12 protein-coding genes and 1 pseudogene are annotated in these 13,409 nt (G+C 70.2%); 3 read left to right on the top strand and 10 right to left on the bottom strand.

The window, feature by feature from the left end; translation table 11 throughout:
* Positions 1–6 precede the first annotated feature (6 nt).
* From ACFYO2_RS10865 to ACFYO2_RS10850, 4 genes and pseudogenes are all read right to left on the bottom strand, one after another.
* Positions 7–741, bottom strand: coding sequence for a Mut7-C RNAse domain-containing protein (locus ACFYO2_RS10865; protein WP_388347041.1), 735 nt, complete (start codon positions 739–741; stop codon positions 7–9).
* A gap of 33 nt (positions 742–774) precedes the next feature.
* Positions 775–1,404, bottom strand: a complete 630-nt coding sequence (locus ACFYO2_RS10860) for a TetR/AcrR family transcriptional regulator (RefSeq protein WP_388347040.1) — start codon at positions 1,402–1,404, stop codon at positions 775–777.
* A 65-nt stretch (positions 1,405–1,469) separates the two neighbouring features.
* Positions 1,470–1,763, bottom strand: a pseudogene (locus ACFYO2_RS10855) (MFS transporter); the annotation flags it as partial.
* Positions 1,764–1,976: 213 nt separating this feature from the next.
* A complete protein-coding gene (locus ACFYO2_RS10850; protein WP_388347038.1) occupies positions 1,977–2,690 on the bottom strand; it encodes a hemolysin III family protein in 714 nt (237 codons plus the stop codon).
* Between the two features lie 338 nt (positions 2,691–3,028).
* Between ACFYO2_RS10850 and ACFYO2_RS10845 the strand changes: the two genes are divergently transcribed.
* Entirely contained in the window at positions 3,029–4,861 is a 1,833-nt protein-coding gene (locus ACFYO2_RS10845) for a phosphoenolpyruvate carboxykinase (GTP) (RefSeq protein ID WP_388347036.1), read from the top strand.
* A 195-nt stretch (positions 4,862–5,056) separates the two neighbouring features.
* Here ACFYO2_RS10845 and ACFYO2_RS10840 read toward each other — a convergent pair whose 3' ends face one another.
* The 6 genes from ACFYO2_RS10840 to ACFYO2_RS10815 form a co-directional block, all read right to left on the bottom strand.
* A complete protein-coding gene (locus tag ACFYO2_RS10840) occupies positions 5,057–5,659 on the bottom strand; it encodes a hypothetical protein (RefSeq protein ID WP_388347034.1) in 603 nt (200 codons plus the stop codon).
* Positions 5,646–7,178, bottom strand: a complete 1,533-nt coding sequence (locus ACFYO2_RS10835; protein ID WP_388347032.1) for a substrate-binding domain-containing protein — start codon at positions 7,176–7,178, stop codon at positions 5,646–5,648. Before ACFYO2_RS10835 ends, ACFYO2_RS10840 begins: the two co-directional genes overlap by 14 nt.
* A complete protein-coding gene (locus ACFYO2_RS10830; protein ID WP_388347030.1) occupies positions 7,175–8,344 on the bottom strand; it encodes a toxic anion resistance protein in 1,170 nt (389 codons plus the stop codon). Before ACFYO2_RS10830 ends, ACFYO2_RS10835 begins: the two co-directional genes overlap by 4 nt.
* Before the next feature lie 13 nt (positions 8,345–8,357).
* Positions 8,358–9,431, bottom strand: coding sequence for a substrate-binding domain-containing protein (locus ACFYO2_RS10825; RefSeq protein WP_388347028.1), 1,074 nt, complete (start codon positions 9,429–9,431; stop codon positions 8,358–8,360).
* 300 nt (positions 9,432–9,731) lie between these two features.
* On the bottom strand, positions 9,732–10,154 hold the full coding sequence (locus tag ACFYO2_RS10820) for a hypothetical protein (RefSeq protein ID WP_388347026.1): 423 nt from the start codon (positions 10,152–10,154) through the stop codon (positions 9,732–9,734).
* A 100-nt stretch (positions 10,155–10,254) separates the two neighbouring features.
* Entirely contained in the window at positions 10,255–11,466 is a 1,212-nt protein-coding gene (locus tag ACFYO2_RS10815) for a pyridoxal phosphate-dependent aminotransferase (RefSeq protein WP_388347024.1), read from the bottom strand.
* Positions 11,467–11,592: 126 nt separating this feature from the next.
* On the opposite strand from ACFYO2_RS10815, the gene ACFYO2_RS10810 reads away from it, so the two are divergent.
* Both ACFYO2_RS10810 and ACFYO2_RS10805 read left to right on the top strand, forming a co-directional pair.
* Entirely contained in the window at positions 11,593–12,357 is a 765-nt protein-coding gene (locus ACFYO2_RS10810; protein WP_388347022.1) for a hypothetical protein, read from the top strand.
* Between the two features lie 161 nt (positions 12,358–12,518).
* A complete protein-coding gene (locus tag ACFYO2_RS10805) occupies positions 12,519–13,409 on the top strand; it encodes a serine protease (protein ID WP_388347020.1) in 891 nt (296 codons plus the stop codon).

Here is a 13,409-nt window from a genome sequence, read left to right as displayed (position 1 = left end):
CGCCGCTCAGCGGTCGCCCGCGAACTCCTCCAGGGCGCGCTCCACGATGGCCTCAAGCTGCTCGTGGTGCGCGCCCTTCCAGTACGCCCGGCCGCACTCCCGGCACTGCGCGAAGAGGTCGTACGTCCGCTGCGTCCCGCCCTGCAGCTGGTCGGCGACCTCCTCCTTGGTGGCCTCCCGGAGCAGCCCGTTGCAGGCGGTACACCGGGTCCAGGGCCTGAGCTCGGGGCGGAACCGGTCCAGGACGTCCCGTAGCTGGTCCTCGGGGCGGGTGCTGTAGACGAACGCCCCCACCCACAGCTCGCGGCGGCGCAACAGGCCCCGATCCCGGCTGAGCATGACGCGCCGCTCGGCCGCCGAGCGGGCGGCGAGGACGGGATCGCCGATGTCGGTCGACTCGTACGCCGTGTCGACGCCGAGCAACCGCAGCCGTCGGGCGAGGGTGCCGAGATGGACGTCGAGGAGGAAGCGCAGCGGAGCGCCGGGGACCTGCTGGGGGCGTTCGACGGGGCGTACGCGCACCGACTCGCCCGCCGCCGGGACGTGCGACACGGCGACCTCACGGCCGTCCACGACCAGCGAACCGACCTCGGTCAGCGGGACGCCGAGGGACTCCACGACATGGCCGAGGGTGGAGACGCCGTCGGTGGCGACCCGAGTGGCGCCGGACCGTCGTCCCTGGGGGACGAACAGGGTGAGTTCAGGGGCGAATGCGACGTGGATCTCCGGTGCTGCGGTCACCGGATCAGGATGTCATGACCCCCGGCGCCGGCCTCAGGGCCTTTCCGGGGTGAGGCCGTGTTCGACGACGTCCAGGGCGCGGTCGAGGAGGTCGGGGAGGTCGTCGCGGAAGTCGTTCTCGGCCCAGTACAGGGAGACCTCCGCGAGGCCGCCGATCAGGGACATCGTGTAGACCCGCACCTCGAGGCTGTCCTCCGGGCGACCGGTGCGGGCCGCGACGGCCGAGGCGAGGAGCCTGCCGGTGACCGACATGCTCTCCATCATGCGGGCGCGCACGGCGGGCACCTGGACCATCAGGTGGGACCGCACCCGGGTCACCTCGGGCTCCTGGGCCGCTCCGAGGCCGATGGTCTTGCGCATGACGTACCGCAGGGAGTCCGGCCACGGCTCGTCCGCCGACCGGGCCTTCAGCTCCTCCAGGAGGATCGAGTCGTACTCGTCCGTGAGGACGATGTCCTCCTTCGTGGGGAAGTACCGGAAGACCGTGGACGGCGACACCTCGGCGCGCTCGGCGATCTGCTCGATCGTCGTGGCGTCGTACCCCTGCTCCTCGATCAGCGCGTACGTCGCGTCGCGGATCGCCGTCCGGGTCTTGATCTTCTTCCGCTCACGAAGTCCCAGCTGGGGACGGTCGGTGGGGGGAGTGGTGCGTGCGGGCGTCATGAGGGTCATTGTCGGGCATCGACCTCGGCGTCAGCCATGTCCGGGGTCTCGGCGCTCTTGGTGGCGGACCCCCAGCCGGCCCGGTCGCGGGGCAGCGCGCCGAGGGCGCCGTTCATCGCCGGGACGACCGAGAAACCGCAGCCGACGCCGGCGATCGAGAGCCACAGCGCGGTGAAGCCGGAGCCGGAGTCGACGGTCGTACGACTGCCGAGCAGCGCGGCGAAGGCCAGCACCACCAGGCCCGCGCTGACAGCCGCACGCGAACCGAACCGCTCGACGACCGGCTGCGCGCTCCGCGCGGCGACCATCAGTCCGCCCATCATCGGCAGCAGCCGCAGACCGGTGCCGAGGGCGTCGTGCCGAGGATGAGCATGCTCGCGACGAGGGCGGCGAGGGCACCACCAGCGGCGGGGATCGGGCTGTACTACCTCGAGAAGTTCAGTGACAGTAGCAATGAAATGAGAGTAACTCTCAAAAATTATCCACTGTCAATCTGTGGGACTGTTCTCGGGCATGCGAAAAGGGCCACGGCTCAAAAGTCGTGGCCCTCGGCTGTCCTCGAGAACGGGGTGCTACGTGTGCTGGTACGCCACCAGTGAGATCCCGACGTAGTGCGCGATGAACGCCGCCAGGGTGAGGGAGTGGAACACCTCGTGGAAGCCGAACCAGCGCGGTGACGGGTTCGGGCGCTTGAGGCCGTAGATCACTCCGCCCGCGCTGTAGAGCAGGCCGCCCACGATCACCAGTACGAGGACGGTGATGCCGCCGGAGCGCATGAAGTCGGGCAGGAAGAAGACGGCCGCCCAGCCCATCGCGATGTAGCAGGGCGTGTAGAGCCAGCGCGGGGCGCCGACCCAGAAGACACGGAAGGCGATGCCCGCCACGGCCGCCCCCCAGATGCCCCACAGCAGCCACTGACCCTTGGCGTCCGGCAGGAGCAGCATCGTCAGCGGCGTGTAGGTGCCGGCGATGATCAGAAAGATGTTGGCGTGATCCAGTCGTCGCAGGACGCCGTCCATCCGCGGGCTCCAGTTGCCCCGGTGGTACAGCGCGCTGACGCCGAAGAGCAGGCAGGCCGTCAGGGCGAAGATTCCGCAGGCGAGGCGGCCTCTGGGGGAGTCGGCGAGGGCGGTGAGCACCAGCCCCGCGATGAGTACGGCCGGAAACATACCCAGGTGCAGCCAACCGCGGAGTTTGGGCTTGACCGGGTGCGGCAGGGAGGTCGCGACGGGACCGCGGCCTGCGGCCGGGGTGTCCGTGGTCGCGTCGGGGTCGGACGCAGTCATGCGGGCATCGTACCTACGGAACCGTAAGTTGCGGGTCAGTGGGACTCGTTGGCCGATGAAGAGTGGCCATCATCTCACGGGGGTTTGGCGGGAGTCCCGTCCGTGTCGTTTCAAAGACGGTTCAGCTGAATCCCAAGTGGACGCAAAGTGGCGATTTTACACGTGGCAATCCTCACTCCGCTCATTTGTACGGCCCTCTGGACAGATGGGCGTACTCGTCGGATGATCAAATGAGTGCGGTCGGCACCGGATGAGCGCCAGAGGGAATCGACGCGAAGCATCCGGGCCGCGGCCCCCACGGGGCAACAAAGGACAAAATCCCTCACTTAGGAGCAATCGTGGCGCGCGACATCGCGGCTCCCCCCGTCATCCCCACCACCCACAAGGAACTGGTCTCGTGGGTGAACGAGATCGCAGAACTGACGCAGCCGGACAGCGTGGTCTGGTGTGACGGATCAGAGGCCGAGTACGAGCGCCTGTGCGAGGAGCTCGCGGCGAAGGGCACCTTCAAGAAACTCGACCCGATCAAGCGGCCCAACTCCTACTACGCCGCCTCCGACCCGACCGACGTCGCCCGCGTCGAGGACCGGACCTTCATCTGTTCGGAGCGGGAGGAGGACGCCGGCCCCACGAACCACTGGAAGGACCCCGCGGAGATGCGGGAGATATTCCAGGGCTCCGAAGGCCAGGGCGGCGTCTTCCGCGGCTCGATGCGCGGCCGGACGATGTACGTCGTCCCGTTCTGCATGGGCCCGCTGGGCTCGGACCTCTCCGCGATCGGCGTCGAGATCACCGACTCCGCCTACGTCGCCGTGTCCATGCGCACCATGACCCGCATGGGTCAGCCGGTCCTGGACGAACTCGGCTCCGACGGCTTCTTCGTGCGTGCTGTGCACACGCTCGGGGCGCCGCTGGAGGAGGGCCAGGAGGACGTTCCCTGGCCGTGCAACTCCACGAAGTACATCTCGCACTTCCCCGAGACCCGCGAGATCTGGTCCTACGGCTCCGGCTACGGCGGCAACGCCCTGCTCGGCAAGAAGTGCTACGCCCTGCGCATCGCGTCCGTCATGGCCCGCGACGAGGGCTGGCTGGCCGAGCACATGCTGATCCTGAAGCTCACGCCCCCGCAGGGTGAGTCCAAGTACGTCGCCGCCGCCTTCCCGAGCGCATGCGGCAAGACCAACCTCGCCATGCTGGAGCCGACCACCCGCGGCTGGACGGTCGAGACCATCGGTGACGACATCGCGTGGATGCGGTTCGGCGAGGACGGCCGCCTGTACGCGATCAACCCCGAGGCCGGTTTCTTCGGCGTCGCGCCCGGCACCGGTGAGCACACCAACGCCAACGCGATGAAGACGCTGTGGGGCAACGCCGTCTTCACCAACGTGGCGTTGACGGACGACGACGACGTGTGGTGGGAGGGCATGACCGAGGAGCCCCCGGCCCACCTCACGGACTGGAAGGGCAACGACTGGACGCCGGAGTCCAAGACCCCGGCCGCCCACCCGAACGCCCGCTTCACCGTCCCCGCCTCGCAGTGCCCGATCATCGCGCCCGAGTGGGAGGACCCCAAGGGCGTGCCGATCTCGGCGATCCTCTTCGGCGGGCGCCGCGCCAGCGCCGTGCCGCTGGTGACGGAGTCCTTCGACTGGAACCACGGCGTCTTCCTCGGCGCCAACGTGGCGAGCGAGAAGACCGCCGCCGCCGAGGGCAAGGTCGGCGAGCTGCGCCGCGACCCCTTCGCCATGCTGCCGTTCTGCGGCTACAACATGGGCGACTACATGGGCCACTGGGTCGACGTCGCCAAGGGCAAGGACCCCGAGAAACTTCCGAAGATCTACTACGTCAACTGGTTCCGCAAGAACGACGAGGGCAAGTTCGTCTGGCCCGGATTCGGCGAGAACAGCCGCGTCCTGAAGTGGATCGTGGAGCGTCTTGAGGGCAGGGCCGAGGGCGTCGAGAGCCCGATCGGCATCCTCCCGGCCAAGGGCGCCCTCGACACCGACGGCCTCGAACTCTCCGGGTCCGACCTGGACTTCCTGCTCACGGTCGACAAGGAGGTCTGGCGCGAGGAGGCCGCCCTGGTCCCCGAGCACCTCAACACCTTCGGTGAGCACACGCCCAAGGAACTGTGGGACGAGTACCGCGCACTGGTGCAGCGCCTGGGCTGAGACAGCCCCTCCAGATGCCGCGGCCGGCTCGATCGTGCCCTGACCAGCAACATCGTCACGGCCGGCCGCGGTCATGGCACCCCGTACCGGCGAGGTTTTGCACAACGGCGTGTAGAGCCCTGGGCCTGTCGTCGTCCTCCCGTCCGCCCCGACGCGAGGACGACGACAGGCCCTCGCCCTTTTGGCCGGGCGGTCTTACTTCGACCGGTCCTCCAGATACCGCGTGTGCGACTCCTGCCGCCGCGCCTCCGTCTCCCGCAGGGCCGCGGCCAGCCGCTCCGCCTCCTCGTGCAGCAGCGTCAACTGCCGCTCCAGATGCCGCTCCGGAGACTCCTGGCCCGGTGCGAGCCGCGCCCACCATCGGGTCCGTACGAACGTGTCGACGGCCTCGGGAACGTCCTGCCGTACGGCCCGCGACAGCGTGTGCACGCCCTCCGGGTCCTGGACGAGCACCTCGGTGACCCAGCCGGGATCCAGCAGGGCGGCCAGCAGCTCGGTGAGTTCGGTGAGGCGGCCAGCGGCGGCGGGCGGCAGCTCGACGTCCCCGAGGTAGGACGTGAGGCGGCCGAAGTCGGCCCGGAGCTCGTCGAGTTGGGCCGACGGGTCCGGGAAGTCCGGCAGCGAAGGCCGCTTGGGCGGGGCGACCAGCGCGCCCGCGCCGTACAGACCCACCACGACCACGGGCCAGTACGGCCCCGCGACCCCGGCGAAGGTCAGTGCCAGCCCCGCCAGACCGCACGCGCTCCCGGCGATGTTCTTACGGGACTCGAGATAGCCGAGCAGGTTACTGGTAGCCACGGATCTCCTCGAAGGCGCCGTCCAGCGAGCCCTGCCGGGCGTCGAAGAGGCGGCCGCCGGTCAGCTCGGCGATGTGCCCCAGTTCGGAGCGGTCGGAGTCGCCGAAGAGAATGGGGAAGACGGGCGTCTCCTTCTGCGCGGTCCCGAGCCCGGCGTAGAAGTCGTCGAACTCCGCCGCCTCCGCGCCCGCCGTGTTCTCGCCGTCCGTCATCAGCACGATCGACGTGAAGGTGTCCCGGCCGGCGTCGAGGTGCTCGTACGCCTTCTCCAGGGAGGTGTAGATCGCGGTGTCGCCGTCGGCGGTGAGCGCCTCGGTGTCCTCGCGGATGGCGTCGAGGCCGGCCTGTGGATCCGCCGGTTCCACCACATGCGTCCGTACGCTCTTCACCGCCGACCCGAACGGCATCAGCGTGACCTCCTCGCGCTCCCGGAAGTCTCCGGTGAGACCGGCGAGCGCGTCCTTGAGCCCGGACAGCCGGTCGCCCTCCATCGAGCCCGAGGTGTCGAGGACGTAGACGGTCCTGGACGGGCGGCGCAGCTCGTTCTCGTACGAGTCGAGCAGGCCGTCGGCGACGGAACGGCTGCCCGGGAAGGGCAGTTCACGCCGCCGGGCCGGGTCGAGGCCGGACGCGGGCTGCACCGAGGCGACGACCGGGCGCCGGTGGGTGCGCTCGGTGATCTCGCGCTGGATGTCCGGTGTGCGCAGGGCCTCGGTCAGCCGGCGGACGTCCTCGCGGGTGGCGGCGTCGGTGGCCGCGAGGGAGGAGAGCGGGTAGTCGGCGGTGACGACCCCGTCGCGGGGGCGGATCACGGTGAGGCCCGGGATTCCCTTGAGGACGGACTCGTAGTTGAGGAGCGCGTCGACGTTCCCGCGCCGCTCGTACGCCGCCGCCAGCCAGCCCGACGACCCCGACGTCAGCCGCTGCCCCCGGAAGAACTCCTTCAGCCGGGGCGCGGCCTTCGTGACGTCGGCGTCCGTGAGCGCGGACTGCGCGCCGGAGAGGGCGGACGCCACCGAGACCAGCGTGGAGAAGCCGGAGTTGGAGCGGGCCGGGTCGGTCATGCCGTACGTCAGCTTCCCGTCCTGGACGGCCTGCTCGACCTGCGCCCAGGTGACGTCGTCCGGCTTCCAGCCGAGCGCCCGGACGGTCGCCGGCTTCACGCCCACGGCGACCGGGCTGGACATGACCGGCGTCTCGGACACGACCTTCTTCGCCGCGTCGGGACGCAGGCGCAGGTAGTCGTCGGACGACAGCCACAGGGCGTCGTACTTCCCGTCCGCCTCGCCCTTCGCCAGCAGCTCCACGGCGTCCAGGGTGCCCAGGTAGGTGGGCCGGACCTTGACGCCGGTGTCCTTCTCGACCCGGTCGAGGACCGGGGCCATGTCGGCGATCTCGCTGGAGGCGAGGATGCGGAGGGTGCCGGGTTCGGGGGCGCCCGTGTCGTCGCCCCGCTCCTGTGCCGCGGTGCAGCCCGTCAGGAGCGCGAGGGCGAGGAAGGCCGTGAGTCGTCGTCTCATGCAAGGCCCCCTTCCAGCACGCCCTGCGACCGGCTCCGCTCCAAGTACGTGCTCGCCTGCTGGAGTTCAGAGGTCAGGGACTCCACGGTCGCCGCCATCACCTCCGTCGCCTGGACCTTGTAGGTGTCGATGGCGTCGAGCGTGCGGTAGATCTGCTGGAAGGCCGACCGCAGGGTCTCGGCGCCGACCGCCGGGTCCGCGGCGATCCGCTGGATCTCGCCGCTCTGCGTGGCGAGCATCTCCGCGTTGCCCCGGATGAGGTCCTCGGTCGTCCCGCGCAGGGCGCCCACCTGGTCGACGACCTTCTTCTGGTTGTCGAGGGCGGAGGCCAGCATCACGGAGATGCGCAGCGCCGACACCGTGGTCGTGGCCGCCCGGTCGACGCCCTTGATCAGCTCCTCGTTGTTGCGTCGTACGACGTCCATCGCGAGGTACCCCTGCGCGCACACCGCGAGCTGGGTCAGCAGGTCCTGGTGCTTCTGCCGGACAGGGAAGAGGACGTCTGCGCGCAGCGAGTCGGCCTGCTGCGGGTCCGTCGCCTCCACGCCGGTGACGTGCTGCTCGACGGCCGCGGCCAGGGCCTCGGCCAGCACCACGTACTCCTGGAGCTTGCCCATGGTCTCCCACAGGCGGACCCGCTCGGTCAGCAACGCGGCGTTGTCACGCCTCAGTTCGTCCTGACCGCCGCGCAGCGAGCCCACGATCTTGTTCAGGGTCCCCTGCGCGGAGGCGTACTTGGAGACGTGGTCGCGCAGCTTGTTGCCGCCGGGCAGCCGGGACAGGAACTTCCGCCCCTTGGCGGCGGGCAGGTCACGCGGATCGAGGTCCTCGACGACTCGCCGGAGCTCGACGAGCGAGCCCGCCACCTGCGACTGGGCGTCGCCGCCCTTGGCGGGCAGACTCCGTACGGTCCGCTCCAGCATGCGGTTGGACTGCGCGGCGGCGCTGCGCATCTCGCCGGCGCCGAGTGCGGTGATCTCCCCGATCTTGCCGGCGAACTCGGGGGAGCGGGCGTCGAGAGCGGCGAGGCCCTCGATGTACGTGGCGGCCTTCTTGGCCATGTCGGTCCGGACGGTGTCGTCGACGGGGACGAGCCCGCCCGCCTTCTCCCGGGGCACGGGCGTGACGGCCTCGGGCGGCGTGAGGACGAAAGTGTCTTCGGTCATCTGCTGTTCCCCCTTATCCGCGCGCCCGGCGCGCCATCGCGTGCAGCACCTCGTAGGTGGGCACGGGCGCCTGCCGGACGCCGGTCAGCTTCTGGTTGAGGTACGCGGCGTGGGCGGCCGTGGCCTTGGTGAACTCGGCGGTCGCGCCCTGCGGCCGGAACCCGTGCCGGACGGCCAGCTCGCGCAACTGCGGATCGCTGCTGAGGACTTCGCCGAACGTGCGGCCGTTCTCCGTGAGCGGTACGACGGTGTGGTCGCTGTTGGCGGTGGTGTCCGGGTAGAGGACGGTGAGGTCGTCGGCCCCCTCGCCCGCGCCGAGCAGCGCGGCGACCTGCGACTCGTACACCAGCACCAGCGGATTCCCGGCGCCGCTGACGAAGTCGCGGAAGGCCGCGTCCGTGCTGGACTGCTGGGCGCCCTGCACGCTGACCAGCTTGCGCATCAGGGGTGCTGTCCGGTCGACGTCGGCGTCACTCGCGGCCACCTTGCCGCCGGCGGCGACGTAGGAGGCGGCGGCGAGGTAGAGGGAGCCGGAGTTGGAGGTCTCGGGGTCGGTGGTGGCGACGTAGAGCGTGCCGGTCAGCTCCCCGTACTTCTCGGCACCCTTGAGCTGCTGCCAGGTCCGGTCGCGCTCGGCTGCGTCGAGATAGGCGGCCATCTTCAGGGTGCCGCGGTTCTTGTCGAGGGCGGCGAGTCCATTGGCGGCGAGCACCTCGGCGGCGCCGCGATGGGCCACGACGACGAGCGGCGAGTAGAAGGGCACGGGCAGCGGCTGCCGGACCCTGTACTTCGCGGCGAGCTCGGCGGCCGGCGCCTGGCTGGACGGGAAGGCGAGGTCGTAGCCCTCGAGGTCCAGCCCCTCCATGGCCCAGGACCCGGAGGTCTCGGCCTTGACGGTGTAGCCCTTGGCGGCGAGGGCCTTCACCACGTCGGGATCGGCGAAGAACTCCGTCTTCTCCGATCCGATCACTGCGCGCACGGTCTTCGTTGCCGTGCTCTTGTCCCCGTTGTCCCGGCCCGCTGCGACGGCTGCCACCACGCCGCCGACCAACAGAACCGCGAGGACGATTCCTACGATTCGTCTCACAGGAGGAGAGTGCTCGCGGAACCCAACATTCCCCGGCGGAAAGCATGAACGGGGGGTGACGTACCGGTCCCGGTACTGCAGCGCCGCAAAGGGGCGCGGGGAACTGCGCGACAGGCCACGGACAACCCGCGGCCGTCCGACGACAGATCCTCCACGGCGAAACGCACCGCATCCAACCGGCACTTCGCAACCGGCGAGAACAACAACCGCCGCTCAAGCCGACGCAGTGCGTGGCACCCGGTCCGCGCCTCGCTTCGGGTGCACGCGGACCGGGGCCGTCATGGGGAGCCCGGTGAGGGCTCAGCGCGCGGCGAGTTCCCGCGGCTCCAAGGCCGCCGCGTGCGCGTCCATCCGCTCGGCGGACAGGATCGCCGCCGCGGTGTCGGCACGGGACGCGGCCACCACCAGCGCGCGGCCCGCGAACGCATGCGCCCGCCGGTGCAAGGACGCGAGGTCGCTCCGGCCGGTCGTGGTCGTGAGCGGTGCCCGGGCCGGCGCACGGCCTCCGCGCAGCCGGGTCACCTGCTCGGCGAGCCGGTCGGCAGCGGTGTCCAGGTCGGTGGACGGCGCCAGTGCGCGGAGCTCGTCCGTGACGGCGAGCAGCGCGGCGAGATGGCCTGCGAGCTGGATGTCCAGCTCTTCCTCACGGGAACGGTGAGGGAAGTCGGAGGGGGTGCCGGCCATCGTGCTGTGGACCGACTTGGTGCGGATCGGCTCGTACATGGGATGGCCTCCTGTGCTGTCAGGAAACCATCCTAGCTTAGATCTCGTCTAAAGTTGAGCGATCCATAAGTGATCCCCGAGTTGCCCCGTCAAACGCCCGTCACGGCTGGCTGTAGCCGTCCAGGAAGTTCCCGATCCGGGTGATCGCCGATCGCAGGTCCCCCGCCGTCGGCAGGGTCACGACCCGGAAATGGTCCGGCTCGGGCCAGTTGAAGCCGGTGCCCTGGACGACCATGATCTTCTCCTGCCGAAGCAGGTCCAGGACCATCTGCCGGTCGTCCTTGATCTTGAAGACCTTGGGGTCGAGGCGCGGGAAGAGATACAGCGCCCCCTTCGGCTTGACGCAGCTCACACCCGGGATCTGGGTCAGCAGCTCGTAGGCCACGTCCCGCTGCTCCCGCAGCCGTCCGCCCGGCAGCACGAGGTCGTTGATGGTCTGCCGCCCGCTGAGCGCGGCGACGACCCCGTGCTGACCCGGCATGTTCGCGCACAGGCGCATGTTCGCCAGGATCGTCAGACCCTCGATGTAGGAGTCGGCGTGCGCGCGCGGCCCGGAGATCGCCATCCAGCCGACCCGGTAACCGGCGACCCGGTACGCCTTCGACATCCCGTTGAAGGTGAGGGTCAGCAGGTCGGGGGCGACCTTGGCGGTCGGGATGTGCGCCGCCTCGTCGTACAGGATCTTGTCGTAGATCTCGTCGGAGCAGACCAGCAGGTTGTGTCGGCGGGCGATGTCGGTCAGCCCGCGCAGCATCGCCTCGTCGTATACCGCGCCGGTCGGGTTGTTCGGGTTGATGATGACGATCGCCTTGGTGCGGTCGGTGACCTTCCGCTCCACGTCGGCGAGGTCGGGCATCCAGTCGGCCTGCTCGTCGCACCGGTAGTGCACGGCCGTACCGCCCGAGAGGGAGACCGCCGCGGTCCACAGCGGATAGTCGGGCGCCGGGATGAGGACCTCGTCCCCGTCGTCCAGCAGCCCCTGCATCGCCATCACGATCAGCTCGGAGGCACCGTTGCCGATGAAGACGTGCTCGACGTCCGTCTCGATGCCGAGGGTCTGGTTGTGCATCACGACGGCCCGGCGTGCGGCCAGCAGGCCCTTCGCGTCGCCGTAGCCGTGCGCCGACGAGACGTTGCGGAGGATGTCCTCCAGGATCTCGGGCGGGCACTCGAAGCCGAACGCGGCCGGGTTTCCGGTGTTCAGCTTGAGGATGCGGTGCCCTGCCGCCTCCAGGCGCATCGCCTCCTCGAGAACCGGGCCCCGGATCTCGTAACAGACGTTGGCGAGCTTGGTCGACTGGATCACCTGCATGTCTGGGAGCTTACGGCCCGGTAACGCTTCATGGGTCGTGTTTTCCGCCACGTGAGACGCGTCGGTTTGGGTGGTTATCGCCGACAGCTGTCGCACGGGCCCCTCCCGTCTCTACAATGCGCGGCCATGTCCAGGCCACCTCAGTACGAGAACGGGGCGTACGGCGCCGACGGCGCGACCGGCGTCCACGGCACGGGTGCGGGCGGCGCGCCGCAGGAGGTACCGAAGGTGTACCTCCCGCAGGTCGAGTCGACGCCCCCGTACGAGGCGTACGTCGATCCGGCCGCCGCGCACGGCTGGCAGAACGCCTACGACGAGACGGCCGAGCTGCCTGCGGTGGCCGATGGCGGGCCGGTGTGGCTCGGCGAGCCGGTGGCCGACGCCGGGCCGGTGTCCGGAGCCGGGCCGGTGTTCGGAGCCGAGCTGGTGCCGGTCCGCGCTGCCGGCCCGGTGCCGCGGCGGTCGCGGCGGAAGCCGAGCCGGTGGCGGTCGCGCCGGGTGGTGGTCGCCGCCGGTGCGGCGGGCGCGGTGTCGGCGGCGGCGCTGATCGCCGGGTTCTCGTTCTCGGGGTCCTCCTCGGACGGACCGCGGGGCAAGGAGGGCACGAGGTCGGCGCCGGAGGAGTCCACCGGCTCGGCGGGCTCCTCGTCCTCGGACGGCTCGGCGTCTTCCGGTTCCCCGGACACCGCGGGGCCGGGCGGTACGCCGTCCGCCGGGGCGGACGCCTCGAAGGGCGGCTCGCCGGACGAGTCGAAGTCCGGCGAGCCCTCGGCCACGGCGTCCACGGACCCGGCCACCGCCCCCACGGCCACCTCCTCCGCCGCCCCGGACGACTCGGCCCCGGGCAACTCCGACGGCAAGGGGCACGGGAGCACGAAAGCGCCCAAGTAGCCGCGAGCCGGCCGCGAAACCGGGGAGGTGTTTTCGGCCCCGTCCCCAGGCCGAAAACGCCTCCTTGCCCCCACGCACCCCTCAATTCACAATGCGCATGACAAAACTGCGGGTGGCCGGAAGATCTCCGGTCACCCTCGTCATGCAGAGGGGACCCCCACATGAGAAAGCCTCTCGTCGCCGCACTCTTCGCCCTGGTGATCGCCGGGGCGGGCGCGGCACCCGCGGTCGCGGCACCCGTGCCCACCGCACCCGCGGCAGGCGCACCAGCTCCCACGGCCAAGGCGGACACGAAGGCGGCCGCGTCGCCCACGCTCCAGGCCGTGACCCTCGCCGGGACCGTCGCGCTGAGCAACTGTTCCGGCTCCGTCGTCCGCTTCCCGAACTCCCTGGACACCGCCCCCGCCCTGGTGCTCACCAACGGCCACTGCCTGGAGAGCGGCTTCCCGGACCCCGGCGAGGTGATCGTCAACCAGGCGTCCAGCCGCACCTTCGGCCTGCTCAACTCGGCCGGCACCCGCGTCGCGACCCTGCGCGCCAGCAAGATCGCCTACTCGACGATGACCGACACGGACGCCACGATCTACCAGCTCACCAGCACCTACGCGACGATCCGGAACTCCTACGGCATCAGCGCGCTGACCGTGCAGGACACGCACCCCACGGCCGGAACCGCGATCACCGTCGCCTCCGGCTACTGGAAGCGGCTCTACAGCTGCAGCATCGACGGCTTCGTGCCCACCCTGAAGGAGGGCGACTGGACCTGGAAGGACTCGGTCCGCTACACCTCCGCCTGCAACACCATCGGCGGCACCTCGGGCTCGCCGGTCGTCGACCAGGCCACCGGCAAGGTCGTCGCCGTCAACAACACCGGCAACGAGGACGGCGAGAGCTGCACGGTGAACAACCCCTGCGAGGTCGACGCGGCCGGCAACGTCACCGTCCGCCAGGGCATCAACTACGCCCAGGAGACCTACCGGTTCCCGGGCTGCTTCACGACCGGCAACCAGCTCAGCCTGAGCGCGAGCGGCTGCGTCCTGCCCAAGCCGTAG

The sequence above is a fragment of the Streptomyces sp. NPDC006602 genome (assembly GCF_042870385.1).
Taxonomy (GTDB): Bacteria; Actinomycetota; Actinomycetes; order Streptomycetales; family Streptomycetaceae; genus Streptomyces.
The sequence above is the reverse complement of the archived record's forward strand: the minus strand, read 5'-3'. Positions and strand labels throughout refer to the sequence as shown.

Coding starts and splice junctions, on each gene's coding strand:
- ACFYO2_RS10835 (WP_388347032.1), bottom strand. CDS start 7,178: ATGAGACGACGACTCACGGCCTTCCTCGCCCTCGCGCTCCTGACGGGC.
- ACFYO2_RS10805 (WP_388347020.1), top strand. CDS start 12,519: ATGAGAAAGCCTCTCGTCGCCGCACTCTTCGCCCTGGTGATCGCCGGG.
- ACFYO2_RS10860 (WP_388347040.1), bottom strand. CDS start 1,404: ATGACGCCCGCACGCACCACTCCCCCCACCGACCGTCCCCAGCTGGGA.
- ACFYO2_RS10820 (WP_388347026.1), bottom strand. CDS start 10,154: ATGTACGAGCCGATCCGCACCAAGTCGGTCCACAGCACGATGGCCGGC.
- ACFYO2_RS10830 (WP_388347030.1), bottom strand. CDS start 8,344: ATGACCGAAGACACTTTCGTCCTCACGCCGCCCGAGGCCGTCACGCCC.
- ACFYO2_RS10815 (WP_388347024.1), bottom strand. CDS start 11,466: ATGCAGGTGATCCAGTCGACCAAGCTCGCCAACGTCTGTTACGAGATC.
- ACFYO2_RS10810 (WP_388347022.1), top strand. CDS start 11,593: ATGTCCAGGCCACCTCAGTACGAGAACGGGGCGTACGGCGCCGACGGC.
- ACFYO2_RS10850 (WP_388347038.1), bottom strand. CDS start 2,690: ATGACTGCGTCCGACCCCGACGCGACCACGGACACCCCGGCCGCAGGC.